Below are 25,449 nucleotides of genomic sequence, written 5' to 3'. Positions count from 1 at the left end.
CTCCTCCTTATTCTGCCTTTAATGCAGATTCCACCTTTGCATAAATGGCGTCAGCCTTTCTGGTCCCGTCCTCTGCCAGCTTATCCGCCCTGGCCTGAAGCTGTCCGGCCTTTTCCCGCTGCTTCATGGATCCTGTATTAATGGAAACATTCATCTTTGCTCCCAATAAGGCGGAACGGATAAACTGCACGCCAACGCCTACGTCACTGACAGCCAGGCGGCTTCCCTTTTCAGCCAGAACCTCCATGATATCAAGGGCTTCCAGGGCCCGTTCCATGACCATGAGAGGGACCAGGCTGGCAGCCAGGAGATGGTTTTCCAGGACTTCAGCCTTATGTCTTTTTTCTTCCTCTGTGCCGGTTGGAAGGCCGTATGCGGCAGCCAAAGGAACAAATACCACTTCATCTTCATCCGCAAGCCTTAAAAATTCGCTTTTTAAAGCTTCCAGCTTTTCAAGAAATGACTGCATTTCTTCTTCCACGTCGGCATACCGCTTTTTGCCAAGGGTTAAGTTCACCACCATTTCTCCCAAAGCCGCTCCTATTGCACCGCCAAGTCCTGCCGCTCCGCCGCCGCCCGGGGTGGGGCTTTTTGAAGATAATTTTTCAAGGAATGTGTGAATTGTAAAGTCCTGTATCATAACTATTGGTCCGCCTTTCCATACCGCATTTTATTTTCCATTATTATATAAGGGTTTCCATAAAAAAACAAGTTTAACTTGTCAAGGAAAACAGTCAATGCTATGATTGTCAAAAATAGTCAAATCCCCGGTTAATCTCTGTTTTTAAATGAAAAGGAGCATGAAATGAAATATCCTCCCTTGACCCTTGGCTGGTTTTTATATGAAACCCCCATTGATAATCTGGAATTCATCGGAGAAGATGAAGCTCTTCATAAAACCATTACCGGTATCAGTGTACTGGATAATCCTGACGGTGTAAAATGGATCAAAAAGAATGAAATCGTTCTTACAACGGGTTACATCTTTTATAATGATTTTGAAATCCAGAAAAAAATAATTGCGGATCTCCATGCCATTGACTGTACCGCTTTCTGCATTAAGGTCAAACGCTTTTTTGACAGGATTCCCGATTCCCTGATCGAAGAAGCCGCCAAGTATGGACTTGCGCTTGTTTCGGTGCCTTTTTATCACGGTTATTCCAATATCATAAACGTAATTAACGAAAATCTCATTGAGCAGAAGATTTTAAAACAGCAATTCATCCTCAGAGAAGCAGAAAAATTTCATGAATCCTTTTTTAATAAAGAAGGAATTATGAAAATGCTGGAGCGGATATCCAATTATACCAATTCCATGGCAATGATCACAACAACATCTGATTTTCCCATATATTACCGCATTCCGCCAAAAGAATACGGGGATTTTTCCAGGATAGACAAATTGCAGGTCCAGCCTTCCAATTCTCTGCCTGAAGAAAGACAAAAGGAGCACGCCAGAAAACGCAATTTTTACTGCAATGACACACTCCTCACGTTTCATGCCTTTCTGCTTCCCGACAACAAGCATTACTTATGCATTGACATCACCCAAAAAGAGATCGACGATACCACCCTGGAAGTCCTTAAGCAGATATTCTCTGTTCTTGCGCTGGAGCTCACCTCCATGCAGATCCAGAACAGGGCCTTTTCCCAAAAAAATTATTATGATTCTTTTTTCTATATGCTTACGGATATTAAAAACAAGTCCATTGAGGAAATACGTCTGGTCTGCGACGCCTATTCCTTTCCCATTGACTTAAAAAAGGTATGCATCACCCTGGAATGCCAGTCAAAGGAAAGCAAGCTGTTCCGCAGCCTGTACAATGCCGTAAACCAGAGGCTTATCCATTTAGCCCATAAATACTTTTTATGCCACAGCGAAAACCACATTGTTATTTTTCTCCTGTATCCGAAACAAACGCCCAATGTGGAAGCCCTCTCACTGGCCAATCAGATTGCCCTGCAGCTGTCGGATTATTTAAAGGATTACCAAACCTTTTTCAGACTGGGGATCAGCCGGTGCCACACTTCCTGTGCCTCCATTGCAAAGGCATATGAAGAAAGCCTGCAGACATTGCATCTGCAGACCTCTGACCGCCAAACTGCCTCCATTCATTCTTATACCAGGCAGTTTGCATTTCATCTTTTAAACCAGCTGACCTCTTATGAACGGGAAAAAATATACCAGGATACTGTCAGCATCCTGGTTATCTATGATTCCGAAAATAAAGGGGAGCTTCTTGGGACCCTTAAGGCGTATTTGGAAAACTCCTTAAATCTCACGGAAACCGCCCAGAAGCTTTTCATCCACAGGAATACCCTGACTGCCCGGCTGTCCTCCATCAAAAAGCTTCTGTGCTGCGATATCACTTCCATTGAGGACATTTTCCGCCTGTATTTGGGAATCTGCGCCTGGGAGCTGCTTAAAAACACTTAAAGTCTAGGCATCGTCGTCGCATTCATTGCCCGTGCCAAGGGTTTGAAAGTGTTCCATATTTCCATACAGATACTGGATCCGCTCAAATTCCGTTTCATCGTAGAAGCTGCATTCTCCCCGGCCGTAGGCCTTTGCAACCTCCAGCATGAATCTGGCCGCCTCTTCACAATCCGTGATATGGGTGGCACCGGTCGCACAGCCTGCCACCGGCGCCTCTGTGGTTATGGCAACTCCGATCACAGGCGCTTTAGTGGCGGTTGCCGGCTGAAGAATGCTGTTCAAATGATACAGCCCGTTTCCATAAGGCGTGATATCCTGCTGGGAAAGGGCGTATACATAAGGCAATTTCCCTGTTGTGGTCTGCATCAGATCCAAAATGCTCTCGGAAACCCGCAGTATGTATCCTTCCTTTACGGTAGGAGAGACGGCAAAGCCTCTGTTGTTGATGATCCTGTTTCCCTTTGTGGTATCAACGGATAAAATGGCATCCAGCTCCTCTGTCACCTCTTCCTGATTCACCTGCGCCATATTCACCGGAGAATCCATAAACGGAACCGGCTTGTGCTCCCTTGTGGGTGCATCCGGACAGATATGGGTGGATATGAAAACATCCCCGTCCAGACAGTCCCCTTTATTCTGCATATCCAGAAGCTTTGCTGCCAGGGATAAGGCGATAAGGGCTCCGTCCCCGTCGGAAACAAAACCGATCCTCTCCGGTCTGGCTCCTAAGCCTCCCAGCCTTCCCAGCAAGCCGATAGTTGGGGCATTAAAGCCCTTTCCCTTTCCTTTCACTCCGGGAATCCTTACCTTGATCATATCTGTTTTTCCCTTTTGTCCCTCCAAGGTATACACCTCCACATCAGCATCCGGCCTGATGGTTTTTAAATACTCCTTTACCGTCTTTCCGCTGGCATAGCTGCTGTCAAGTAAGTCATGTACCTCTATCAATTGCTTCATCAACATTGCGAATCCTCCAAAAATTTATTTTTGCAAAAGCAGTTTTCAGACACGCCCTTGGCAACTGCCCGCAAGGTGTTTCACTGAATTTCCATAAGATCACAAATAGCCCCTATATAGGTTTTGGCAGCCGTGATCACGTCCTGGATCTGGACCGTTTCATTATAGGAATGAATTCCCACCGTATTGGAAGGCCCGAACTGGATGGTGGGTATGCCCAGCATCCGGTAATCTCTTGCATCGCTTGACGCCCACTGGTAGGCAGGTATGACCTCTTTTCCCAATAATTCTTCCGCATTTTTCTTAAATGCCAGAACAATTGGGGCCTCATGGTCAGTGAAGTTGGCCTCACTCTTATAATGAAGCTCGTACTCCACTCCCTCTGCTCCGCCGGCCTCTATCACACGGCCTAAAACCTCTTCGATCTCTTCCCTGCGGACTCCGATTGGCAGCCGCACATCCACAGTTGCCTCACAATAATCGGGAACCATATTGTGCCTGGTTCCTCCTTTTATCTGGCCTATATTTGTGGTCACATGATCAATGACCCTTCCTAATCCGGGAATGTTGTTTTCTTTCTCCGCAAGCATCTGGGAGTCTTTTAAGGGTTTTTGCTGCCTGTCCGTAAAATGTCCCTTTATTTCCGTCAGCATGGAAACATGGGGCAACACCCTGGATAGTTTTAAAATGGCATTCTCCCCTTTAAAATTCCCCAGGCTTCCATGAGCCGACTTTCCAAAGGCTTTTAAGGTCAGAAGCAGGCCTCCCTTCTGCCCGATCTCAATGGTGTTCATGGAGGTTGGCTCCGCTACCAGACAGGCATCGGCGTGATCCGCATATCCATTGGCACACAGCCACTGAGTTCCGAACTGGCCTCCGCTTTCTTCATCGGAAACAATGTGAAGCCTGATGTTCCCTTTTAAGGGAACGCGCTTCCTTGCCAAAAGGGAAAGGGCAAATAAGACACCGGCCACCCCTGCTTTCATATCAGAGGTCCCTCTGCCCAAAATCTGGGTTTCCGTGATCTGGCCGGAAAAGGGATCAAACTCCCACTGGCTTAAGTCTCCGGCAGGCACCACATCCACATGGCCGTTCATGATCATGGAAAAGCCTGCCTCACTTCCGATCTCTGCCACAATACAGGGATAATCCGGATTGCACCCTGTCTCTTGATATTTGATCCCGGCTTCCTTCAGAAATGCTTCCACATAATTGATCACATCCCTTTGGGTTCCGGTAGGATTTTCGCTTTTTATCTGAATCAGTTCAGATACCAGCCTTATTAATTCTTCTTTATGTTCATCCACATATTGCAAAAGTTCCTTTTTCGTCATCCCATAATCCTCCGTTTCCGGTTTACTCTTTTTCGTATAAAAAGCAGGCTACCTGGTGTCCTTCTTCTCCCTGCTGTTTTAGCTTTGGCATTTCATTTCTACATAAGTTCATGCACCGGGGACACCGTCCTGCCAGGGGGCAGCCCTTCCTCTCCCCAATAGGGCTTGGCACCTCTCCCTGAAGCACGATCCTCTCTTTTTCTTCCTCAGGGCTTTCCGGGGGAATGGCCGACAAAAGCGCCTGAGTATACGGATGCAGAGGATTTTTATAGATATCCCCTCCCTTGCAGATTTCCACGATCCGTCCCAGGTACATGATCACAATTCTGTCGCTGACATATTTTACAACGCTTAAATCATGGGATATGAATACATAGGTAAGGTTGTATTCCTTCTGAAGTTTCTTTAAAAGATTGATCACCTGGGCCTGTATGGAAACATCAAGGGCTGATACCGGCTCATCACAGATGATCACCCTGGGATTTATGGATATGGCACGGGCCACATTCAGCCGCTGTCTCTGCCCGCCGGAAAACTCATGGGGATACCGGTTCATGTGCTGTACATCCAGTCCCACCTGCTGAAACAGTTCCAAAACCCTTTCTTCCAGGGCCGCTTTACCCTTAACAGTCTTATGAACCACCATTGGCTCGGATACGGAATCAGCCGCCGTATGCCTGGGATCCAGAGAGGAATAAGGATCCTGGAAAATCATCTGTATATTTTTGCACAGCTTCAGCTTATCCTTTGACTTAGCCCCTGCTATGTTCTTTCCTTCAAACAGAATTTCTCCTTCCGTTGGTTTATGTAGACCCACCAGGCATCTTCCCAGGGTGGACTTTCCGCATCCGGATTCTCCTATGACCCCGAGCACCTCCCCCTCATGGATTTCCAGATCAATTTCCTGCAGCGCATGTAAAACCGCATTTTTACCGGCCAGCTTCTTTCCCTTTATCTGAAAATCCTTGGACAGGCTTTTTACCTGTATAATCATCTTTTTCTCACTCATCCCGTTTCACACCTCCCCGCAAAAGACGGCTGCCTTGCCTTTGCCTGTGACAGGCAACGAAATGCCCCGGTTCCAGCTCCTTTAGGTCCGGCACCTGGTTTCTGCACAACTCCTCTGCATAAGGACACCGGTTGGAAAAATTGCAGCAGGTCCCCGTCAGCCGTAAATCCGGCGGCGTTCCCTGAATCGTTGCCAGCTCTTCCCCGGAATTGCTGCTCAGCTTTGGCATGGAATCCAACAGTCCCCAGGTGTAAGGATGGAGAGGATTGTTATGCAATTCCCCGCAGGCGGTGTACTCAACGGTCTTTCCCGCATACATCACCATAACGCTGTCACACATCTGCCATACAACGCCCAGATTATGGGTGATCAGCAGGATGGCCATCCCGTTTTTCTCTCTCATGCCCTTTAACAGCTCCAGCACCTGGGCCTGAACAGTCACATCAAGGGCCGTGGTAGGCTCGTCCGCAATGATCAGCTTTGGATTGCTGCACAAGGACATTGCTATGATTACCCGCTGGCACATGCCTCCTGACAATTCATAGGGATAGGAATCCATCCGGCGCCCGGCATCTGGTATTCCCACCTTTCTTAACGCTTCTTCCCCCATGCGGTAAGCCTCCTGTCTGCTCACCTTATGGTGGGCGCAGATCATTTCCGCCATCTGATAACCCACTTTAAATACCGGTGATAAGGAGGTCATGGGATTTTGAAAGATCATGGAAACGTCCCGTCCCCGAAAGGCCAGAAGCTCCTTTTTTCCCAGCTTCAATACATCCGTGCCGTCAAAGTCTATGCTGCCGCTTACAATCTTTCCGGTTCTGGCCGGCAAAAGCCGGATGAGGGAAGAGGAGGCAACACTTTTTCCTGATCCTGACTCTCCCACAATTCCCATGATTTCTCCCCGGTTTATGCGGAAGCTGACTCCATCCACCGCTTTGCTCACACCGCTTGCCGTATAAAAATATGTTTTTAAGTCATTTACCGTTAATAATACATCACCCACAGCAGCACCTCCTTTACTCATATCGTTTTTTCATTTCCCCAAAGCTTTGTTTCACCTTTTCCATGGCTTTGGGAGAAGACAGTAAATCTGCCGCAGTAAAGGCCATGGCCTTAGCTCCCACCAGCACTGCCCTTTTGCCTGCCATACTGCCGCAGGCTTCCTCAAATTCCTTTGTGTGGCCCCTTAATTCGGGAACCACCTGGATATAGGACTGGAGCGCGGGGAGGACATGGGTGAGATTCCCCACATCAGTACAGCCGATCCCAAGGTCTTTTCTCCTTGGCATAACCGTCTCTCCAAGATCCATTAAATTTTTTTCAAGAAGTTTTTCCAGCTCTCTGTTGTTGCGTATGTCTTCATAGGTGTACCCATCCCACTCATACCGGAACCGGGTTCCTGTCATGGACCCAAGGAGCTGCCCTGCTTCCAGAAACTCCTGCAGTATGGTTTCTTTAAACCTTTTGTCAAAGGACCTGACCGTAAATTTTGCCTGGCAGAAATCAGGAATATGGATGGGATCCCTGCCTCCGTTTGTAATAACGCCCAGAATGGTTCCCCTGCCGTTCCAGCGCAGGCGCTGCCCGCCTATGTACTGGAATAAATGGAGCAGGGGGTCCAGGGCACTGTTTCCTTCCTCCGGCCAGGTGGCTCCGTGAGCGCCTTTGCCGTAGTATTCCACAATCAGATCTGTCTTTGAATAGGAGATATCGTTAACTACCGTTTCATTGGCAGAGTGAAGGATCATTGCCGCATCAAGGCCCTGGAATGCTTCCTTTTCCAGCATGATGACCTTTCCTCCTCCCCCTTCCTCCGCCGGGGTGCCGAACACCGAGAGCTTTCCTCCCAGCCGGTGGATGACAGATTTTACGCCGACTCCGGCTCCAACGGCCATCGCTGCCATCAGGTTGTGGCCGCAGGCATGTCCCATTCCGGGGACCGCATCGTATTCAGCCAGGAAGCCGATATGAGGTCCGGGCTTTCCGCTGTCATACACTCCCTGGAAAGCCGTATCCAGGCCGCAGATTCCTTTTTCCACCTCAAATCCATAGCTCTCTAAAAGCTCCCATATGGCTCTGCTGGATTTTAATTCCTTAAAGTTATACTCAGGATTTTCCCAAAGGTATCTGGCAAGCTTCCACAATTCTTTCCCATGTTCCTCAATGCTCTGTTCTATCTCTTTTTTTATCCCATTTATGTCCATATGTATTACCTACTTTTTCATTTTTGGATCCAGCACATCCCGGATTCCGTCTCCCAGAAGATTAAAACCGATCACAGTGATCAAGATGAATGTACCTGATACGGCTGCAATATGAGGAGCCGTATTTAAGCAGTTTCTCCCGGACCGCAGAATACTTCCCCAGGAGGCGGTAGGCAATTCAATGCCAAGGCCCAGAAAGCTCAAGGCCGCCTCTGAAATAATGGCGCTGGCTATATTGAGCGTCCCATACACGATTACTTCTGAAACCGTGTTGGGCAGAATGTGGTGTGTCAGCATACGGAAATGAGATATCCCGATCACTCTTCCTGCATTGCAGTATTCTTCCTTTTTTACAATCAGTACCTGTCCTCTCACGACTCTGGCAAACCGTGGGATCTCCGCAATACCGATAGCCAGGATCACATTGATGACACCGGAACCCAGGACCGTCATAAGAACAATGGATAAGAGGATAAAGGGAAAGGCCAGAACTCCATCCATGATTCTCATCAGGACGGCATCCACAATTCCTCCCATATAACCTGCAATAAGGCCCAGGATCACCCCGGTCACACCGCCGATGATGGTGGCTCCGGCTGCAACCAGCAGGGACACCCTGGCCCCATAACAGATTCTGGTAAATAAATCCCTCCCAAACTCATCGGTGCCCAATAAATGGCCTTTTTCAAAAAACTTCAGATAGGCATCAATGGGATGGATCTCATTGGGCTTTCCGTTTGTGATTACCGGAGCCAGCACGGCAAGGGCGATCATAAAGCTGACGGCAAACAATCCTAAAAGGGCTGTTTTATTCCTCTTTAGCTTGCTCCAGGCACTGTTGGATTTTCTTTCTTTTCTTAAGATCTCTTCGTGGGACTGCTGATCCAATCCAAGTGTTTTCGCCATTTAGAATCCTCCTTCATAATTGACATTTGGATTGATGATCATATAAATCACATCCACAAACATATTGATCATTACAAAGGCCAGGGCTATGACTAAAACCGCACCCTGGATCAAAGTATAGTCCCTGTTGTCAATGGCGCCCACGATCAGTGTTCCCATGCCCGGCCAGGAAAATATGGTTTCCGTAAGGATGGCACCGGCAAAGCAGCCGGCCAGCTGTAAGCCCAGCACCGTTACCAGGGGCGGCAGGGCACTTTTCAAGGCATATTTCCAGATCACTACAGACTCCTTGATCCCTCTGGCCCGCAGCGCACGGATAGAATCCCCGTGAATGGATTCCAGAATGCTGGAACGGGTGATTCTGGAAAAAGTGGCCGTTGGGATGGTTGCAAGGCAGAAGCACGGAAGCACCATATGGCGGATCACATCACCCAGCCCTTTGGAAATATCTCCCATGCCAAGAACCGGCAGCCAGCCTAAATTCACGCTGAACACTAAAACAAGCATAAGCCCCAGCCAGAAAATCGGCATGGAGACGCCTACCAGAGCCAGGATCATGAACACATAATCAAAGAGCGTCCCCTGATGCACGGCAGAGGTAACCCCTATGAGCAGTCCTGCGATCAAAGCGATCAAAACCGCAGGCAGGGCGATCAGCAGCGTACTTGGAATACGCCTTGCGATCAATGAAAACACAGGCTGATTGTAGGAATAGGATGTTCCGAAATCCCCTTTTACGATGTTTATCATATAATCCTTGTATTGAGCTGCCAAAGGCTGGTTAAGCCCCATGGTTTCCCGCATTTTCTCCACATCCTCCACCGAGGCCTGAGGCCCCAGAACAGCTCTGGCAGGATCCCCCGGTATCATTCTGGTCAGTACAAAGGTCAGCGTAACAACCACAAAAAGAGACGGGATGATCTGCAAACATCTGATTAAAATTGTCTTTAACATATATCTCCTCCTGTGTCTTTAAAATCAGGGATATTGTGTAAATATTTCTATTAAACCTGAACCCGGCATAAATCATTTGGCGGCGAACACATCTGCCTTACGGAAATATGTTCTGTCCGCCAAATGATGAATGGAGCAGCTAAACTGTAACCTTACCTGGATAACCAGACATTAATGTCCGAAGTACAGATCTTAACCTTGCCGTCAGCGCGCTGTTCTAAGCCCTGGACCTTTGGGCTTACGCCCCAGTTTACATTTTCATTTGCATAGAAGATGCCGGGGTACTGCTTTACGATAACTGCAAGCGCCTTCTTATATAATTCCGCCCTCTTTTCCTGGTCAGTGGTCAGCAGGGCGTCATCTAAGTATTTGTCCACTTCCTGGCTGCTGAAGCCCTGGCCGTTTCCAAGGGAACCAATGGAGCTTGTATGGAATATTTTATTTAAAAAGAAATAGGGATCCGGATACCATGTCCAGGACATTGCAAATACATCTGTTTTCCCCGATGCTGCGATTTCGCTGAAGGTTCCCCATTCGCTGGTATTGATGTTCACATTAATATTTAAGTTTTCTTTTAAGTAGGCCTGGAATAAGGTTGCCATCTTAACCCTGGCTTCTGTATTGGAAATGTAAATATTCATGTCAAACCCATCAGGATATCCGGCTTCTGCAAGAAGCTTCTTTGCCCCCTCGGGATCATAAGCAGGAACTTCTGATTCCAGGCTGGAATCGTATCCCCAGGAACCTGGAGGCAGAGGCAGACTGGCAGGCTGTGCTTCCTGGTACTGGTACACCCCTGCAGTGAGCTCCTCGATGTTAACAGCCTTGATGATGGCTTCTCTGACCTTTATATCAGCAGTCGGACCGTTGACCTGATTGAAATAAATGTAAGCAACGTGAAGGCCCGGCATCTCTAAAAGCTTTACGGACTGATCTTCTCTTGCTATTTTAACGGCTTCCCCGCTAAGGCTGGTGGCCAGATTGACCTCTCCCGTACGAAGGGCGTTTACTGCCTGGTTTCCGTCACTGACCGGCTTAAAGGTGACTCCCTCCAGATAAGGGGTTGCTGCCCAGTATTTCTCATTGCGTACCAGAACAGCCTGCTGATCCAGCTCAAAGGTCTGGAGAGCAAAGGGGCCTGTGCCTACCAGATGGGTACCAAAATCCTCTCCCCAGCCTTCTGCTTCTTCCTTTGGCACAATCACATTGCCTGCATCCGTCAGTGCTGTTAGGAAAACGGCATTTGGTTCGGACAAGTAGCAGACCACTTCCGTATCACTGATAACCTCACAGTGATCCAGCATATCCAGCCTCTTCATGGCAGAAAGTTCAAGAGAACGCTCCAGAGAGTATTTCACATCCTCTGCCGTCATTTTTCTTCCATCCTGATACTTTCCCGGCTGGAATGTAACATCATCGCGCAGGGTGAACGTGTAGGCAAGACCATCGTCGCTTACGGTCCAGGATTTTGCCAGGGCAGGCTGGATTTCCGTAAGGTCCGTATTATATTCCACAAGAGTATCGCATACCGTGCCGATGATCTGAGATTCATAGGTTCCCGTATACTTGACAGGATCCAGGTTTTTGGGTGAAGAAGAAAGGGAAATGGTCATAACACCCCCTGAGACCGGCTCCCCTGCCGGTGCTGTCGTTTCTTCCGCTGTTTTCTGAGTTGCCGCTGTCGTTTCCGCCGTTGTGGCCGAAGAACCGGAACCGCATGCGCTTAAACCGGCTGTGACAGCTACCGTCAGGATTGCTGCTAACATTCTTTTTTTCATAATGATTCCTCTTTTCTTGTATATTAATAAAACGACAGTCAAAGAAAGCATAGTCGCCTTTAACTATCGTTATATTCGAAACATATGTTATTTTCGTATTCCGGTTTTCAGATACACCCTATGGGTGCTCTCTCAGCCACTTGATGGCCGTATTGGCATATATGGCAGCCATTTTGTGAAGGCTTTCCTCACTAAAGGTCACTCTTGAGTCATGGACGCCGTAAGGGTATCCCTCTTCTGCTGAACCGGTTCCCACCCACAAAAGTACAGATGGTACGATCTGGGAGATCACGGAGAAATCCTCGGAGCCGGTCATTCTGGGCAGCTCCCTGCAGGTTCCCTCTCCCAGAAGGCCGTCGATATAGCTGACGGAAGCCTCCAGAAGGTCCCCGTTATTTTCCATGGGCGGAACGCCCTCATGGAGGAATTCCACCTCTGCTTTCCCCCGGAACGCACCGGCTGTCTGTTCTGCGATCTGAACCAGACGTTCTCTGGCAAAGCTTCTCACCTTTTCATTCATGGTGCGGATGGTTCCTTTTAATACCGCTGTTTCAGGAAAAACGTTGGCAGCGGTTCCCCCGTTTATCTGGCAGATGCTGCATACCAGCATTTCATCAGGATTTACCTCCCGGCTGTTTAAGGACTGCAGTGCCATATGGATGTGAACTGCAATATGAATGGGGTCAATGCAGAGATGAGGTGCGGCTCCGTGTCCGCCTTTCCCTTTTACCGTAATGGTAAAAATATCGCTGGAAGCGCATGCCGTATTCCGGGAATACCCAACGGTTCCCGACTTATCATGGAGTACGTGGAGAGCCATTGCCCCATCCACGGAAGGGTTCTCAAGAACCCCAGCCTTTACCATGTCCGAAGCGCCTCCCACCCCTTCCTCACAGGGCTGGAACATGAGCTTTACCGTTCCCTTTAATTCCTCTTCCCTCTCCTTCAGTATCCGGGCGGCCAGCAGCAATGCGCCGGTGTGAATATCATGGCCGCAGGCATGCATAAAGCCGTTTTCCGATGCAAAAGGCAGTCCTGTTTCCTCTTTCATGGGCAGGGCATCCATGTCAGCTCTCAATAAAAATGTTTTTCCGGGCTTTCCGGCCAGCGCCGTGATCCCTGCAATTCCGCAGGCAGAAGGCTCATAGCCAAGGGACTTAAGCTCTTCCCTCACAAGCTTTACCGTCTCCGGAAGGTCAAAACCGATTTCCGGTTTTCTATGTATCAGCCGTCTGATATGGATTCCATAATCCTCAAGTTCCTTTGCCCTGAATAGCAGGTCATTCATCCCATCAATCCTTTCAATTCCTGTTGGCGGATATTTGATAAGTATTTTATCAAGGAGAATTTTTTTTGTAAATAACAGTTTGCACGGTTTTTCATACACAATTTAAGCATCATGCACAGGGATGAAGCCGTATTTAAAAATTCACCCTGTTTTCTCTTTTCATCAGACGTCTGTCAATTCAGAAACAAGGCGGGCCAATAAGGTTCTGGGAAGAATGACCGGCTTTCCGGTTTCTTTTGCAAACAGCTGTTTCATTTCCTGGCTGAACCCAATGCAGTCCAAAACCACCAGATCTGCTTTTGTATCCCTTACAAGACTGGCTGCTTCCTCCAGCTCCTTCCATTCTCCATAAGGGGAACAGGCGGTAACGGAAACCTGCTCCACGATCCTGGACCATTTTTCCTCACTTTGGGTTATTTGCAAAGGTGACGGCGTTACCACAAGAATGGAAGAAGCTGCGGTCAGAAGAGGAACGACTCTGTCTAAAATTTCACAAGGATAGATGAGGGGTACTTTTGCTTTCAGGGTATCCGGAAATTTTCCTGTACAAAACATCATAATAAAGGCGGTTCCCTGCTCTTCCAGTTCCTGGATTGCCTGCTGAAGTCTGGGAATGATATGGCGTTCCGCAAAGGTAACGGAAGTTCCGTCATTTAACCTGGAGACCAGCACGTAATCTCCCTCCTTTGGGGTGAATTCCTGGATCTGCTCTCTTGTCAGGCCGTCCAGCCCTCCCCTTTCCAGGATTTCCGCCTTCCCGTTAAAAATACCCATGATATCCGCTGTAACGTCTGTTCTCGGGCTCTGCCCGACTGTTATGGCACCAATCTTCATTTTTACTTCTCCTCTCATTTCATTAATACCCATTATTGTACCTACTGCCGGGTCCCTATGTGGATAAATTGATTTTTTTGATTTTAACAGGGACATCCTCTGCTGTCAACCTCACATGAAAAAACACGCAGCCATGGCCCTTCTGAAACAGGCATGGCTGCGTACCGCAAACACTCAGGCTGATATTTGCAGGCCTCTTTGGTCAAGCCTTTTAGGCTGCGGCGTCAAAACTGGTATGTATAATTTTATTCAAATTGGATATTTAAAAAATGCCAGTTTTTCTATATGATAGAGCATAATAAAACGATCAGAAAATTTTTATGGGAGGAAAAGATATGAACAACAGCAGAACAAAAAAAATCGTTTACAGTGCCTTGATGGCAGCCCTTACCACCGCCGCTACTATGGTCATACACATACCATCTGCATTCAGCGGTTATATTCATTTAGGTGACGGGATGGTATTGCTCAGCGGCATGCTTTTAGGACCGCTGGCCGGCGGAGCCGCAGGAGGGATCGGCTCTATGATGGCGGACTTACTGTCCGGCTACGCCTTTTATGCGCCGGCAACCTTGATCATTAAAGCATTGGCTGCATGTTCAGGCGGATATTTGTACAGACACTTACCGTCTAAAGGACAGGCGGGCAGCTTTCGGCCGCTGCCTTTTCTGACCGCCGGAATAGTATCCAGCGCAGTAGTCACCGGCGGCTATTTTCTATTTGAACTGCTGGTATATGACTGGCCTGCCGCCGTTTCCAATGTTCCCTTTAATCTGGTGCAGAATCTCTTCAGCCTGATTGCAGCCGGAGCTCTCCTTCCTGTTCTTCTGCGTGTCCGGGAGATCCGGGAACTGAGTGGAAAATCGGCTTTATAGCAGAAAAGGAAGCCCCGGTGGCTTCCTTTTTCTCTCTAACCTCAATAACTCCTCATAACCTCGTCTCTTCCGGGAATCGAAGGCGCTGCCCCGGCTCTGGATACTGCAATGGAGGCCGCCTTTGCCGCATGATCCAAAGCCTGTTCCGGAGATTCTCCCAGCGAAAGCCCTCCTATGAAATAGCCGGTAAAGGTATCTCCGGCCCCGGTGGTATCAACCACATGCACAGGATAGATCTTCTGCTCAAACACCTGCTGGCCGTCCTTGTATAAAGAACCATCCTGGCCCAGAGTCAAAAGGACCTTTGCCTTGGGAAATTTTTCAGCCAGCTGATCCAAAAGCTCTCTGCCGCTTCCGCTCTTTTGACAGATATCCCCGGCTTCAATCTCGTTCAATATAAAAAACTCCACATAAGGAAGAGGATACGTCCATATTTTGCGGTCCATTGGGGAAGGATTTAAAATAATTCTCATCCCTTTCCCATACGCCTGTTCCATAATGTATCCCACTTCATTGATTTCGTTCTGCAGAATGAGAAAGTCCCCTTCTCCAAATTCACTTAAAACTTCATCCACCTGATCTCTTGTTATTTCCTGATTCGCGCCTCCATACAAGAGAATGCCGTTTTGGCCTTCCTGATTCTTTTGTATGATGGCATGGCCTGTCTTATTTTTCAGCCTCTTAATATTTCCCGTATCAACACCGAACTGCTCCAGCTCCTGGATCAGGATCGCGCCATCCTGCGCTCCCACCGCTCCTGCATGCCAGACCTTAGCCCCGCTTTTGCTCAGCGCCAGAGACTGATTCAAGCCTTTTCCTCCGCAAAATATCTCCAGAGAATCAGAGGAAATGGTTTCTCCCTCTCTGACAAAATGATCCACCTGGTAAACATAGTCAATATTCAGAGAACCAAAATTCAATATTTTCATATCCTGCACTCCTGTCCCATTCCTACGGTACTGCTTCTAATCATCAATTTCGGTTCAAATACCGCAATTTTATTTTCTGTTTTTTTCCCTTTGATCTGGGAAATGAGCCGTTTTACAGACTCCACGCCCATCTCGTATACCGGCTGTCTGACCGTTGTAAGGGGAACTGCCATCATCTCCGCATACAAAACATCATCATATCCCACTACCGATATATCTTCAGGCACCTTCTTATGATATTTAGACAGCTGCCTGCACACGCCAAAAGCGGAAAGATCATTACAGGCAAATACCGCTGTAAATCCATAGTGCATCAGCGCTGCCACAGCCCTCTCCCCGCATTCCATGGTATAATCGCCTTCATAAATCAGTTTTTCATCAAAAGGAATATGAAATTCCTCCAGTGCACGGACATAGCCTTTTAATCTTCTCTCAGAATCCGCCAGATTAACAGGACCTGTTACGCAGGCGATCCTCTTGTGGCCAAGCTCTGCTAAATGCCTCCCTGCCAAATATCCTCCCAGTTCATGATCCAGGATTATTTCAGCACAGTCTGCATCCGTAAGAAAACGGTCCAGGAGCACAAACGGCATCTGCAGCTGTTCCAATAAGCGGACCGATTCCTCACCGGCTGTCTCATCGCTTTCCCTGGACATGACATAGATGATCCCGTCCACGCCCTGGTCAGCCAGAAGATGGATATACTCCATGTCTCTTTCATGGAGATCGTTGGTATTGCACAGGATCAGCGTTCTCCCGTGCTCCCTGCAGCATTCTTCGATCCCCTTTACCATATGGGCATAAAAGACATTTCCAATGTCAGGAATAATAAGGCCTATGGTTTTGCTTCTCTTTTTAACCAGACTGACTGCCAGCTGATTGGGCCGGTAGTTAAGCTTGCGCGCCGATTCCATTATGCGCTTTTTCGTATCATCCGGTATCTTATAGGCTTTCCCGTTTAATACCAGAGAGACCGTTGTCACGGAAAGTCCCGTGTCATTGGCAATATCCTTTATTGTTGCTCTCATCCTCAATCCTCGCTGCTGCCAAATTTGTCAATGCCTGTATTGCCCTTAAATACTTCTCGATCTGCACACATTCGTTGGGCTTGTGTGCCATATCCGCCGAGCCCGGTCCAAATAAGACAGTGGTAAGCCCTTCTTTTCCTTCCGCCAATATGGAAGCATCCGTAAAATAGGAGATCCCGGAATAAGTTTCCCGGATCCCGGCAGCCTCCATGCTTTTTACCAGTCTGGAAACTCCTTTGGAAGACTTGTCCGCCTCAATGCTTATTCTGTGGTTCTTAATCCGGATGACCAGACTTGGAATGCTTCCGTATTTCCGGCTGATTTCCCGAAATACCGTTTTCAGCCGGCTGTGAATGCTTTCATAAGTAAGTCCAGGCACGGTCCGGATATCCATTAATACCGTGCACAGATCAGGCGTCATATTGGGCTGTATTCCGCCCTGGATTTCCGTAATCTGGGCAGTGGCACTCCCCAGAACCGGATGGTCATGCTCACGGATCCAGCTGCCCAGACGCTCTGCCGTTTCATAGGCGCAGATAACTGCATTGCAGCCTTCTTCCGGATAGGCTCCATGGCTGGTTTTACCTCTTACCTCCAGCTCCAGCCAGATACAGCCTTTCTGGGCGATTCCAACGGTGCAGCCGGTAGGCTCTCCGATCAGCAAAACAGACCCTTCCATCATATGGCCTCCGGAAATAACGGCTCTTGCCCCGGCTCCTCCCCGTTCTTCGTCACATGTTCCAAGAAACTGGATGGAATTCCCCGGCTTTTTCCCGGTCTCCCCCAGCTTTCCCAGAACATATACCATGGCAGCCAGTCCGCTTTTCATATCACTGGCCCCCCGTCCGAAGAGGCAGCCGTTTTCTATCACCGGAGTCCATGGTTCTGTATCCCAGCTCTCCAGTTCTCCGTAATCCACAGTATCCAGATGACCGTTCCAGATCATCCCCTCTCCCGTTTCCTCTCCCGGGATCAATGCAATCACGTTTCCCCTTTCTTCTCCAATATCCTGGACAAAAGCCTTTATTCCACGGCTGCTTAAATATTGGCAGATATATTCCGCAGCCTGTTTCTCTCCGTCTTTCCCGTTGACGGTTCTGATCTCCATCAAATCCGTTAAAAGCTGAATTGCTTCCTGTTCCCAGCCTTCCTTTTCCATTTCAACCCCTCTACTTCTCTGTCAGCCAGTCAAAAATCCCCTTCCAAAGCTGGTCGTAATATTCCCACTCACAAAATTCCGGCGGAGCCCAGTGAGGGGCACAATCCGTGGTAAAGGCCGCACTTCTTCCTTTTCCGTAGGTTCCCAGCGCGAGGAAGGGATCATTTTCTATGGTAACGGGCACCATTGCTTCCGGCTTTGCCACTGTTTTGTTGTATCCCAGCACCTCCGGCCAGTCTGAAGGAAGTCCGGATATGGCATCATGGCTTTCTCTTACAACAGGCTTTGCCCCGTCACAGTGTTCCATTCTGTCATCAACAGTTAAAACCTCCACAGGAAGAACTTCCTGAACAGCCGTGTCATGCCATTTTCCCTTTCCATCCACACCGGAAAATGTTAAATATCCTCCGATCATCAAAAGAGCACCTCCGGCCAGGACATAATCCCTGATCAGTTTACAGCGGTCCGGCATCTTTTTGCTGTGGGTGAAGGTCGCCGCAGGCAAAAGCAGGGTATTGGCTCCGATATCCGACAAAATGACCCCGACATACTGTTTTAATTCTTCCATGGTAAAAGGAAACTCTTCTGATGCCAGGTGGTTGGGAAGAAACGTCACCTCATAACCGGCATTTTCCAGGGCCTTTTTTAACCACTTTTCTCCGGTCTCATAGGAAGAGGTATAAAAAGAATCAAACCCCTTTACATGTGTAGTATAACTCATCCAGGATTCTCCTGCCAATAGTATTTTCTTATTCATCTGTCCTGTCATCCTTTCCCCATTCTAAAATCAATTGTGCATAGATATGAATCGCCTTTAAATATTCCTCAACCGAAATATATTCATTTACGGAATGGCATTGCTCCAGATTTCCGGGACCAAACTGAATGGTCGGACATCCGGCTATGTTCTTCCACAGCCTGGAATCACAGCCGGCCGGTGAACCCTTTATGACCACGGGTTTCCCCTCAGCTGCTTGAAACGCTTTTTCAAAGCTGTCTGTAAGCAGCCCTTTTTCCATCTCAAAAGGTCCGCCGGACTGATAAATACTGATTTCCGGCATATGCTCTCTCAGCCATAAATCGCTTTCTGCAAAACGTCTGATTTCGTCTGTGACCTCAGCCACCACCTGTTTATGGTTCATCTGGCCGGGAAGGTAGTGGATGCACATTTCAAATTCGCAGTCCCCGGCCACCGTGGATCCCGCACTTCCTCCATGAATGGTCCCTACGTTTAAATTAGGGGAAGGAAGAAGGGGGTGCTTAAATTTAAGCAGCCAGCCATGCTCCAGCTCATCAAGCCTTTCTATGATCCTCATTGCCTTTTCAATGGCGCTTACGCCCAGCCATTTGGCACCGGAATGGTTGGATTTTCCGGTTATCTCTACTTTCATAAATACAAATCCCATATGAGCCAGAATCAGTTCTCCTGATGTGGGTTCACAGACTACCACTCCATCTGCCCTTTTTCCTCTCATGACCGCTAAAATGGAGCCGTTGCCGCCTCCTTCTTCGTCACACACCGAGCAGATATGGACAGGAACAGGAAGAGGGATACCGGCATCCTTTAAAAGCTTTACAGCCATGACGGAAGCCATAAGCCCCCCTTTCATATCCGCTGCTCCCAGGCCATAAAGCCTGCCGCCTTCGATCCTGGGAGAATGGGGAGGCACCTTCCACAAGGACTCATCCCCCGGAGGCATGGTATCCATGTGTCCGTTAAACATCAGGCTCCTGCTCCCCTGTCCGTTAAAAACAGCATAAACATTATACCGGTCCTTATAGTCATGGCCCGGATTGCCTTCTCCAAATTTCTCAATGGAGGCAGCGATCATCTCTTCTGTCATGGGATCCCGCTCTATCTCATCCGCTCCCATTTCCTCCAGGAGCCGGATCAAATATTCCTGTCCTTCTTTTTCTCTGCCCCCGGCGATCCCATGTCCCAGATCCTGGGTATCGATGGCGATCAGCTCTGATAAATATTTAACGTATTCTTCCCTGTTTCTTTCCAGCACTTCTCTTAAATCTTCCATCATTCACCTCATGAGCCGTAAGCCCGGATTCCCTCCTCGATCAGATCCCAGAAACGTTCCACATCAATATCTATGGCCACGTCAACATTGGCTTCTCTGTGACTGTAGCCAAAGAAGTCACAATTGGTCCTGCCATAGCTTTGTACGCTCCTGATATCCACTTCCGTATACATGGGTTTTGTCACCAGAAGTTCCGGATCAATAATGGAAGCAATGGTCACCGGGTCATGGAGAGGCCCGCCTTCCCACCCAAAAACCTCTTTCTGGCTCTTATTGAAATGCGCCATGAGATCCGCAAACAGCCGGGCGGCCGGATTGCCCGCCGCTTCCATCCGTTTCACGATCTGGGGATAACAGAGCACCTTCCTGGTCACATCAAGTCCCACCATGGTAATGGGGCTGCCGCTGGTAAATACCACATGGGCTGCATCTGCATCGGCTATGATATTAAACTCAGCAGCCGGTGTCACATTCCCCAGCTGATAGCAGCCTCCCATGAGGACAATTCTTTTTATCTTCGGTATGATACGGGGCTCCATTCTCATTGCCATGGCAATATTGGTCAAAGGCCCCGTCGGCACCAGGATGATGTCTCCTTCCGATTCCATCAAGGTGCGGACGAGAAAGAGTACCCCATGCTCCGCCTCTTCCCTTCTCTTTAAGGGTTCAAAAACAGGACCGTCAAGTCCGGTTTCTCCATGGATATCTCCTGCAAGAAGCTGCTTATCCCGGATCATGGGCTGTCCGCAGCCGGCATAGACCGGGATATCCAGTCCCAGGTGCTGGCAGACATTCAGGGCATTTCTTATGGTTTTTTCAAGGGACTGGTTTCCTGCCACCACTGTAATGCCCAGCACTTCCACCCCGCTGTTTCTTCCTGCCAATAATATGTTCACCGCATCATCGTGTCCCGGATCACAATCTAAAATAACCTTCTGTTGTTCCATTCATTCTTCTCCTTTCAGGCTTTTGCCAATGCGCTCTTTTTTTTCTTTTCCCTTGCTGCCTTAGATGCCATGGAAACTGCAAGGGTTGCTATGGTCACCACATAAGGCATTAAGAGCACCAGCTGGGACGGCACTCCATAGGCCTGAAGCCTGGCTCCTATGGAATCTGCAAATCCGAACACCAGGCACCCGGCTGCAGTTAAAATGGGGTGGGCGCCTCCGAAATACATGGCCGCCACTCCCATAAATCCCCTGGCATTGGTCATATTCTCCGTAAACATTTTGCTGTATCCAAGGGATAAATGAGCGCCTGCCAGACCTCCGATCAGTCCGGATACGGCAATGGCGCGGTATTTCATGGAATTCACATTGATCCCTGCCGTCTGCGCTGCCATGGGAAACTGGCCTACTGCCCTTAACCGAAGCCCCCAGACCGTTTTGTAAAACACAAACCAGATCAGAAGTATCAGTACAATAACAAACCACTCGGTTACACACCAGTTATCAAAGATCTCCTTGAGAAATGGAACTTTGGCCAGAAAAGGAAGGCTGACCCTGGGAATGGCAATGATTCCAGGCTCTGAAAACGTACCGCTTTTTCCCAAAACGCTGTTTAAAAGAAACTTGGTAATTGCCAGCGCAAATAAATTGATTCCCATGCCAATAGCGCAGATCTCCGCTTTATAACGGATATGGCCTACTGCCATGATCATTGCCATGATAAGCCCTGCAATCATGGCAACCGCAACTCCCAGAACCCAGCTTCCTGTTAAATAGCTGACCGCTACTGCCGCAAATGCTCCGGTGAGCATGATTCCTTCTGTTCCGATATTTAAAATATCCGCCTGCTGGGTAATGGCCGCGCACAATGCCGCGTAAATAATAGGCGTGGCAGAACGAAAGGCTGCATATATCAAAGATACACTGAAAATTTTGCTTAAATCCATACTTCTGCCTCCTCCTATTTGCTCTTTTCTTTTTTATGTTTCTTATCCTTAAACTGGAACAAAAGCTCCATGGTTGCCACGATAATAAAAACTGCCGTTATGGTATCCACGATGGATTTCGGTACGCCGGTGCTCTGCTGCATCCCCATGGCTCCGGATTTTAACACTGCCAGGAAAAATGACATGAAGGGAGCAAAGATTAAGTTGTTCTTGACGATCAGAGAAGCCAGCATGCCATTGGAGCCAAGTCCTGCCGCAAAATTGTTTAAAAAGTATCCGTGAACTCCCAAAACCTCAATGCAGCCGGCCATCCCGCCCAATGCTCCGCTTACCATCATGGACTGTATAAAAATCTTTTTCGGGCTGATGCCCACGTACTCCGCATGAGCAGGATTTGTTCCCACCGTTTTTACCTTATACCCAAAGGTGGTCTTATTTAAAACCCAGATCATAAGAACCACAGTGACCAGGGCAATGAAAAGTCCTGCATTGACACTGCTGGGTTTCATAAACTGAGGCAAATTCACTGTCACTGGAAGAGACTGGGCATTGGCTACCCCCGCACTCATGGGTCCGCTGACCAGATAGGAGGTTATGTACAGGGCCACACTGTTCATGAGAATGGTCACGCAGACCTCGCTCACCCGGTAATAAGCTTTCAGTACGGCGGGGATCAGGGCCCACAAGGCTGCCGCTGCCATTGCCCCCAGAAAACAGGCTGCCAGGCGAAGAGGTGCAGGAAGAAACGTCCAGTTGATCCCGATGTAGGCGGCTGCCATGCCTCCCAGAAACACCTCGCCTTCCACTCCAACATTAAATGCTCCCGCCTTTGCAGCCACCGCAAACGCGCAGGAGGTGAGAAGAAGGGGCGTAAAGCTGGCCAGGGTGGTGCCTATTTTAAGCTTTCCGTTAAATGCTCCCCGCAGCAGGGCACCATAGGCTTCTAAGGGATTTTCCCCGATAGAAAGGATAAATAAGGCTCCGATCGCCAATGCAAGCAGCATGGTAAGTAAAATTTTCTGTATGCTTTTTACCGTTACATTCATGTTGTGCCCTCCCTTTCCTCAGCCGGTGCAGTTCCGCCCATCATCAGCAATCCCAGGTTATCCTCATTGGCCTCCTCTGCTTTCAGCCTTCCTGTGATCCTGCCCTCGTGCATGACAACGATCCGGTCTGAAAGGGACAAGATCTCCTCCAAATCTGCGGAAACCAGCAAAACTCCCATTCCTTTTGATTTCACTTCCTGCAAAATCCTTCTGATGGATTCAATGGCTCCAATGTCAACCCCCCTGGTGGGCTGAGAGGCAACCAGAAGCTTTCCCCCAATGGAAACTTCTCTTGCAACCACTACCTTTTGTGCATTTCCCCCTGACAGGGACTGAGTGGATATCTCCGGATCCCTGGGACGGATGTCAAAAACCTCTGACAGTTTCCTGGCATATTCCAGGATATCCTTATCATTTTGCACCATCCCCTTGCAAAACGGAGCTTCGCTCACTTTAACGGCTATGAGATTTTCCTTGATGCTCATGGACCGGTTTAAGCCCCTTGTATTGCGGTCTTCCGGGATATGAGACAGACCTGCATTCCGGATCTGTCTGGGACTTAAGTCCTTTATTTCTTTCCCGTTTAAGAGCACGCTTCCTTTCTCAACCTGCCGAAGCCCTGTAATTGCTTCAATCAGCTCACTCTGCCCGTTTCCGTCGATTCCCGCTATCCCTACGATCTCTCCTTCCCGGACATCCAGTGATACCCCGCGGATCTTGGAAATTTCCTTTTCTCCGGAAACCCATACATCCTTCACTTCCAAAACCTTTTCCCCCGGGTTTGCCTGGGCTTTTTCAATATTTAAAAACACTTCCCTTCCGATCATCATTTTTGCAAGCTCTGCCGGGGAAGTCTCTTCCTTATTTACGCTCCCCACATAATTTCCCTGCCGCATCACGCTGATGCGGTCCGAGATTTCCATAACCTCATTTAATTTATGAGAAATAAACACCAGGGATTTTCCGTCTTTTTTCAAATTCTGCAGGATCACGAAAAGCTGTCTAGTCTCCTGGGGCGTTAAAACCGCCGTAGGCTCATCCAGAATGATCACATTGGCTCCCCTGGTTAAGGTTTTGATGATCTCCACCCTCTGCGCTTCTCCCACGGATATCTGATTGATCTTTTTCCCCAGCTGTATATCCATTCCATACTGGCTGACATACTGTTCCACCATCTTTCTGGCCTTGTCAAAATCAATGGTGATTCCATGGCGGGGCTCAAATCCCAAAATAATATTTTCCAGCACCGTCAGTTCATTGACCAGCATAAATTCCTGATGTACCATTCCGATGCCTTTTTCAATGGCAGCTTTCGGAGTGATGGATGGGAATTCCTCTCCATGGATCCGGATCACTCCGTCATCAATGGGATACATACCGTAGAGCAGCTTCATCATGGTGGATTTTCCGGCCCCATTCTCTCCGATTAAGGAATGGATCTCACCAGTTTTTAAAGTGAATTGTCCGTTCTTTACTGCATGAACATTTCCGAATGACTTCACAATGTCCTTCATTTCAATCACATAGTCACTCAAACTTTCACCCTCTTTCTCTTGTCAGGAGTCTTCTCCCGCTCCTTTTAACCGGAAAATGGTTTGGAAACCCGAGGGGTCTCAGGAAATCCAAACCATTCTCCATTCTTTTCAGTTTCCGCTATTTGTTTGCGCCAAAACCGGTATAATTCTCTACCACAATTTCTCCTGAAACGATCTTCTCTTCCAGTTCTTTTACTTTTTCTACAATGTCTTCGGGGAATTTATCTCCCAGATGTTCTTTCATCACGCTGAAATCGGTCAGGCCTACGCCTTCTTCCTTTATGGTCAGATAAGAAGTGGAATTTCCTTTAAATGTACCTTCAACTACTGACTGGATCGCCAGATAGCAGGCTGTGTCCACACGCTTTACCATGGAAGTCAGCACACTTCCCGGCTGGTCATTATCCTGGTTTAAATCCACGCCAATGGCATATTTTCCTGCTTCCTTAGCACCTTCCAGAATTCCGGGGCCAGTGCCGGAGGCTACGTTCATTACGATGTCCGCACCCTGATCAAACTGTGCCAATGTCAGCTCTTTTCCCTTTAACGGATCATTCCATGTTCCTGCAAAGGACTGAAGAACCTGGATTTCCGGGTCAATATATTTTGCACCCTGCTCATATCCAACGTAGAAATCATGAAGGACCGGAATATCCATTCCCCCTACCCATCCAATGATCTTGTCCTGGTTTACCCCTTCAATATCTGTTTTCTGGGTAAACATGGCTGCTGCCGCACCTGCCAGGAAAGAACCCTGATTCTGTGCAAAGCTGATGGATACGATATTATCACCTTCCACCGTGGTATCAATAATGGCAAATTTTACATCCGGATAGCTGGCGCAATGCTCTTTCATGTACTCTTCAAAGTTCGAGGATGAGCAGATGACAAGATCATAACCGTCCTCGCAGGCGGACAAAAAGTTTGCTTCCCATTCCTCTGCGGATGTCCCCTCCAGATTTTTAATTTCCACTCCAAAATCCGCGGCAGCCTCTTTTGCACCCTCATTGCAGGAATCATTGTAGGACTTGTCCCCTAAGTTTCCGGAATACACAATACATACCCTTTTTCCCTCCCCTGGCTTTTCCTTTGCCGTCCCATTTTCCGATGGGGCCTGTGTGGTGGGCTCTGCTGTTTTCCCGCTCTCCTTTGCTGCACCTGCCCCGCCGGAACAGCCGGCCAGAGACACTGCAAGCGCTGCCGTCATCAGGATGCTACAAAATCTTTTTTTCATTGAAATTCCTCCTTA

23 protein-coding genes are annotated in these 25,449 nt (G+C 48.4%); 2 read left to right on the top strand and 21 right to left on the bottom strand.

Annotated features, from left to right (window positions below):
• Positions 1-7: 7 nt before the first annotated feature.
• The gene (locus K401_RS0116100) at positions 8-640 is read right to left on the bottom strand and encodes a cyclodeaminase/cyclohydrolase family protein (protein WP_024293908.1); all 633 of its coding nucleotides are present in this window, start codon (positions 638-640) and stop codon (positions 8-10) included.
• 165 nt (positions 641-805) lie between these two features.
• Here K401_RS0116100 and K401_RS0116095 point away from each other — a divergent pair, with 165 nt between their 5' ends.
• A complete protein-coding gene (locus tag K401_RS0116095) occupies positions 806-2,437 on the top strand; it encodes a PucR family transcriptional regulator (RefSeq protein ID WP_024293907.1) in 1,632 nt (543 codons plus the stop codon).
• 3 nt (positions 2,438-2,440) lie between these two features.
• On the opposite strand, the gene K401_RS0116090 is transcribed toward K401_RS0116095, so the two are convergent.
• From K401_RS0116090 to K401_RS0116045, 10 genes are all read right to left on the bottom strand, one after another.
• Positions 2,441-3,400, bottom strand: a complete 960-nt coding sequence (locus K401_RS0116090; protein ID WP_024293906.1) for a DUF1177 domain-containing protein — start codon at positions 3,398-3,400, stop codon at positions 2,441-2,443.
• Positions 3,401-3,474: 74 nt separating this feature from the next.
• Positions 3,475-4,728: a M20 family metallopeptidase gene (locus K401_RS0116085; RefSeq protein WP_024293905.1), complete on the bottom strand. Its 1,254-nt coding sequence runs from the start codon at positions 4,726-4,728 to the stop codon at positions 3,475-3,477.
• A 22-nt stretch (positions 4,729-4,750) separates the two neighbouring features.
• Positions 4,751-5,737 carry an ABC transporter ATP-binding protein gene (locus K401_RS0116080; RefSeq protein WP_024293904.1) on the bottom strand — a complete coding sequence of 329 codons (987 nt, stop codon included), beginning with the start codon at positions 5,735-5,737 and terminating at the stop codon, positions 4,751-4,753.
• The gene (locus K401_RS0116075) at positions 5,730-6,764 is read right to left on the bottom strand and encodes an ABC transporter ATP-binding protein (protein WP_029700846.1); all 1,035 of its coding nucleotides are present in this window, start codon (positions 6,762-6,764) and stop codon (positions 5,730-5,732) included. The genes K401_RS0116080 and K401_RS0116075 overlap by 8 nt, the downstream gene beginning before the upstream one ends.
• Entirely contained in the window at positions 6,757-7,944 is a 1,188-nt protein-coding gene (locus K401_RS0116070) for a M20 family metallopeptidase (RefSeq protein ID WP_029700845.1), read from the bottom strand. The genes K401_RS0116075 and K401_RS0116070 overlap by 8 nt, the downstream gene beginning before the upstream one ends.
• A gap of 9 nt (positions 7,945-7,953) precedes the next feature.
• Positions 7,954-8,850, bottom strand: a complete 897-nt coding sequence (locus tag K401_RS0116065; protein ID WP_024293901.1) for an ABC transporter permease — start codon at positions 8,848-8,850, stop codon at positions 7,954-7,956.
• Positions 8,851-9,804 (bottom strand): ABC transporter permease, encoded by a 954-nt coding sequence (locus K401_RS0116060; protein WP_024293900.1) that lies wholly within the window; start codon positions 9,802-9,804, stop codon positions 8,851-8,853.
• Positions 9,805-9,956: 152 nt separating this feature from the next.
• Positions 9,957-11,582: an ABC transporter substrate-binding protein gene (locus tag K401_RS0116055; RefSeq protein WP_024293899.1), complete on the bottom strand. Its 1,626-nt coding sequence runs from the start codon at positions 11,580-11,582 to the stop codon at positions 9,957-9,959.
• A 118-nt stretch (positions 11,583-11,700) separates the two neighbouring features.
• Positions 11,701-12,870 (bottom strand): M20 metallopeptidase family protein, encoded by a 1,170-nt coding sequence (locus K401_RS0116050; RefSeq protein WP_024293898.1) that lies wholly within the window; start codon positions 12,868-12,870, stop codon positions 11,701-11,703.
• Positions 12,871-13,032: 162 nt separating this feature from the next.
• A complete protein-coding gene (locus K401_RS0116045) occupies positions 13,033-13,704 on the bottom strand; it encodes an AroM family protein (protein ID WP_024293897.1) in 672 nt (223 codons plus the stop codon).
• A 335-nt stretch (positions 13,705-14,039) separates the two neighbouring features.
• Here K401_RS0116045 and K401_RS0116035 point away from each other — a divergent pair, with 335 nt between their 5' ends.
• The gene (locus K401_RS0116035) at positions 14,040-14,579 is read left to right on the top strand and encodes an ECF transporter S component (RefSeq protein WP_024293896.1); all 540 of its coding nucleotides are present in this window, start codon (positions 14,040-14,042) and stop codon (positions 14,577-14,579) included.
• A 41-nt stretch (positions 14,580-14,620) separates the two neighbouring features.
• Here the strand turns inward: K401_RS0116035 and K401_RS0116030 are convergent, their stop codons facing one another.
• The 10 genes from K401_RS0116030 to K401_RS0115985 form a co-directional block, all read right to left on the bottom strand.
• On the bottom strand, positions 14,621-15,508 hold the full coding sequence (locus K401_RS0116030) for a ribokinase (RefSeq protein WP_024293895.1): 888 nt from the start codon (positions 15,506-15,508) through the stop codon (positions 14,621-14,623).
• Positions 15,505-16,536: a LacI family DNA-binding transcriptional regulator gene (locus K401_RS0116025; RefSeq protein ID WP_024293894.1), complete on the bottom strand. Its 1,032-nt coding sequence runs from the start codon at positions 16,534-16,536 to the stop codon at positions 15,505-15,507. Before K401_RS0116025 ends, K401_RS0116030 begins: the two co-directional genes overlap by 4 nt.
• On the bottom strand, positions 16,505-17,695 hold the full coding sequence (locus K401_RS0116020) for a M20 family metallopeptidase (RefSeq protein ID WP_024293893.1): 1,191 nt from the start codon (positions 17,693-17,695) through the stop codon (positions 16,505-16,507). The genes K401_RS0116025 and K401_RS0116020 overlap by 32 nt, the downstream gene beginning before the upstream one ends.
• A 10-nt stretch (positions 17,696-17,705) precedes the next feature.
• Complete coding sequence (locus tag K401_RS0116015) at positions 17,706-18,452, bottom strand: glutamine amidotransferase (RefSeq protein ID WP_024293892.1); 747 nt, start codon at positions 18,450-18,452, stop codon at positions 17,706-17,708.
• A complete protein-coding gene (locus tag K401_RS0116010; RefSeq protein WP_024293891.1) occupies positions 18,445-19,728 on the bottom strand; it encodes a M20 family metallopeptidase in 1,284 nt (427 codons plus the stop codon). Before K401_RS0116010 ends, K401_RS0116015 begins: the two co-directional genes overlap by 8 nt.
• Positions 19,729-19,733: 5 nt before the next feature.
• Entirely contained in the window at positions 19,734-20,672 is a 939-nt protein-coding gene (locus K401_RS0116005; protein WP_024293890.1) for a nucleoside hydrolase, read from the bottom strand.
• Between the two features lie 14 nt (positions 20,673-20,686).
• Positions 20,687-21,619 (bottom strand): ABC transporter permease, encoded by a 933-nt coding sequence (locus K401_RS0116000; protein WP_024293889.1) that lies wholly within the window; start codon positions 21,617-21,619, stop codon positions 20,687-20,689.
• Between the two features lie 14 nt (positions 21,620-21,633).
• Positions 21,634-22,665, bottom strand: coding sequence for an ABC transporter permease (locus tag K401_RS0115995; protein WP_024293888.1), 1,032 nt, complete (start codon positions 22,663-22,665; stop codon positions 21,634-21,636).
• A complete protein-coding gene (locus K401_RS0115990) occupies positions 22,662-24,179 on the bottom strand; it encodes an ABC transporter ATP-binding protein (protein ID WP_034620688.1) in 1,518 nt (505 codons plus the stop codon). The genes K401_RS0115995 and K401_RS0115990 overlap by 4 nt, the downstream gene beginning before the upstream one ends.
• Positions 24,180-24,318: 139 nt before the next feature.
• Positions 24,319-25,434, bottom strand: a complete 1,116-nt coding sequence (locus tag K401_RS0115985) for a BMP family lipoprotein (RefSeq protein WP_024293886.1) — start codon at positions 25,432-25,434, stop codon at positions 24,319-24,321.
• Positions 25,435-25,449: the final 15 nt, after the last annotated feature.

Source organism: Lacrimispora indolis DSM 755 (assembly GCF_000526995.1).
Lineage (GTDB): Bacteria > Bacillota > Clostridia > Lachnospirales > Lachnospiraceae > Lacrimispora > Lacrimispora indolis.
This window is presented reverse-complemented; position numbering and strand designations above follow the sequence as displayed.

Bases quoted from the DNA above. Each gene is read 5' to 3' on its own strand.
- K401_RS0116100 (WP_024293908.1), bottom strand. From the start codon at position 640: ATGATACAGGACTTTACAATTCACACATTCCTTGAAAAATTATCTTCA.
- K401_RS0116095 (WP_024293907.1), top strand. From the start codon at position 806: ATGAAATATCCTCCCTTGACCCTTGGCTGGTTTTTATATGAAACCCCC.
- K401_RS0116090 (WP_024293906.1), bottom strand. From the start codon at position 3,400: ATGTTGATGAAGCAATTGATAGAGGTACATGACTTACTTGACAGCAGC.
- K401_RS0116085 (WP_024293905.1), bottom strand. From the start codon at position 4,728: ATGACGAAAAAGGAACTTTTGCAATATGTGGATGAACATAAAGAAGAA.
- K401_RS0116080 (WP_024293904.1), bottom strand. From the start codon at position 5,737: ATGAGTGAGAAAAAGATGATTATACAGGTAAAAAGCCTGTCCAAGGAT.
- K401_RS0116075 (WP_029700846.1), bottom strand. From the start codon at position 6,764: ATGAGTAAAGGAGGTGCTGCTGTGGGTGATGTATTATTAACGGTAAAT.
- K401_RS0116070 (WP_029700845.1), bottom strand. From the start codon at position 7,944: ATGGACATAAATGGGATAAAAAAAGAGATAGAACAGAGCATTGAGGAA.
- K401_RS0116065 (WP_024293901.1), bottom strand. From the start codon at position 8,850: ATGGCGAAAACACTTGGATTGGATCAGCAGTCCCACGAAGAGATCTTA.
- K401_RS0116060 (WP_024293900.1), bottom strand. From the start codon at position 9,804: ATGTTAAAGACAATTTTAATCAGATGTTTGCAGATCATCCCGTCTCTT.
- K401_RS0116055 (WP_024293899.1), bottom strand. From the start codon at position 11,582: ATGAAAAAAAGAATGTTAGCAGCAATCCTGACGGTAGCTGTCACAGCC.
- K401_RS0116050 (WP_024293898.1), bottom strand. From the start codon at position 12,870: ATGAATGACCTGCTATTCAGGGCAAAGGAACTTGAGGATTATGGAATC.
- K401_RS0116045 (WP_024293897.1), bottom strand. From the start codon at position 13,704: ATGAAGATTGGTGCCATAACAGTCGGGCAGAGCCCGAGAACAGACGTT.
- K401_RS0116035 (WP_024293896.1), top strand. From the start codon at position 14,040: ATGAACAACAGCAGAACAAAAAAAATCGTTTACAGTGCCTTGATGGCA.
- K401_RS0116030 (WP_024293895.1), bottom strand. From the start codon at position 15,508: ATGAAAATATTGAATTTTGGTTCTCTGAATATTGACTATGTTTACCAG.
- K401_RS0116025 (WP_024293894.1), bottom strand. From the start codon at position 16,536: ATGAGAGCAACAATAAAGGATATTGCCAATGACACGGGACTTTCCGTG.
- K401_RS0116020 (WP_024293893.1), bottom strand. From the start codon at position 17,695: ATGGAAAAGGAAGGCTGGGAACAGGAAGCAATTCAGCTTTTAACGGAT.
- K401_RS0116015 (WP_024293892.1), bottom strand. From the start codon at position 18,452: ATGAATAAGAAAATACTATTGGCAGGAGAATCCTGGATGAGTTATACT.
- K401_RS0116010 (WP_024293891.1), bottom strand. From the start codon at position 19,728: ATGATGGAAGATTTAAGAGAAGTGCTGGAAAGAAACAGGGAAGAATAC.
- K401_RS0116005 (WP_024293890.1), bottom strand. From the start codon at position 20,672: ATGGAACAACAGAAGGTTATTTTAGATTGTGATCCGGGACACGATGAT.
- K401_RS0116000 (WP_024293889.1), bottom strand. From the start codon at position 21,619: ATGGATTTAAGCAAAATTTTCAGTGTATCTTTGATATATGCAGCCTTT.
- K401_RS0115995 (WP_024293888.1), bottom strand. From the start codon at position 22,665: ATGAATGTAACGGTAAAAAGCATACAGAAAATTTTACTTACCATGCTG.
- K401_RS0115990 (WP_034620688.1), bottom strand. From the start codon at position 24,179: ATGAAGGACATTGTGAAGTCATTCGGAAATGTTCATGCAGTAAAGAAC.
- K401_RS0115985 (WP_024293886.1), bottom strand. From the start codon at position 25,434: ATGAAAAAAAGATTTTGTAGCATCCTGATGACGGCAGCGCTTGCAGTG.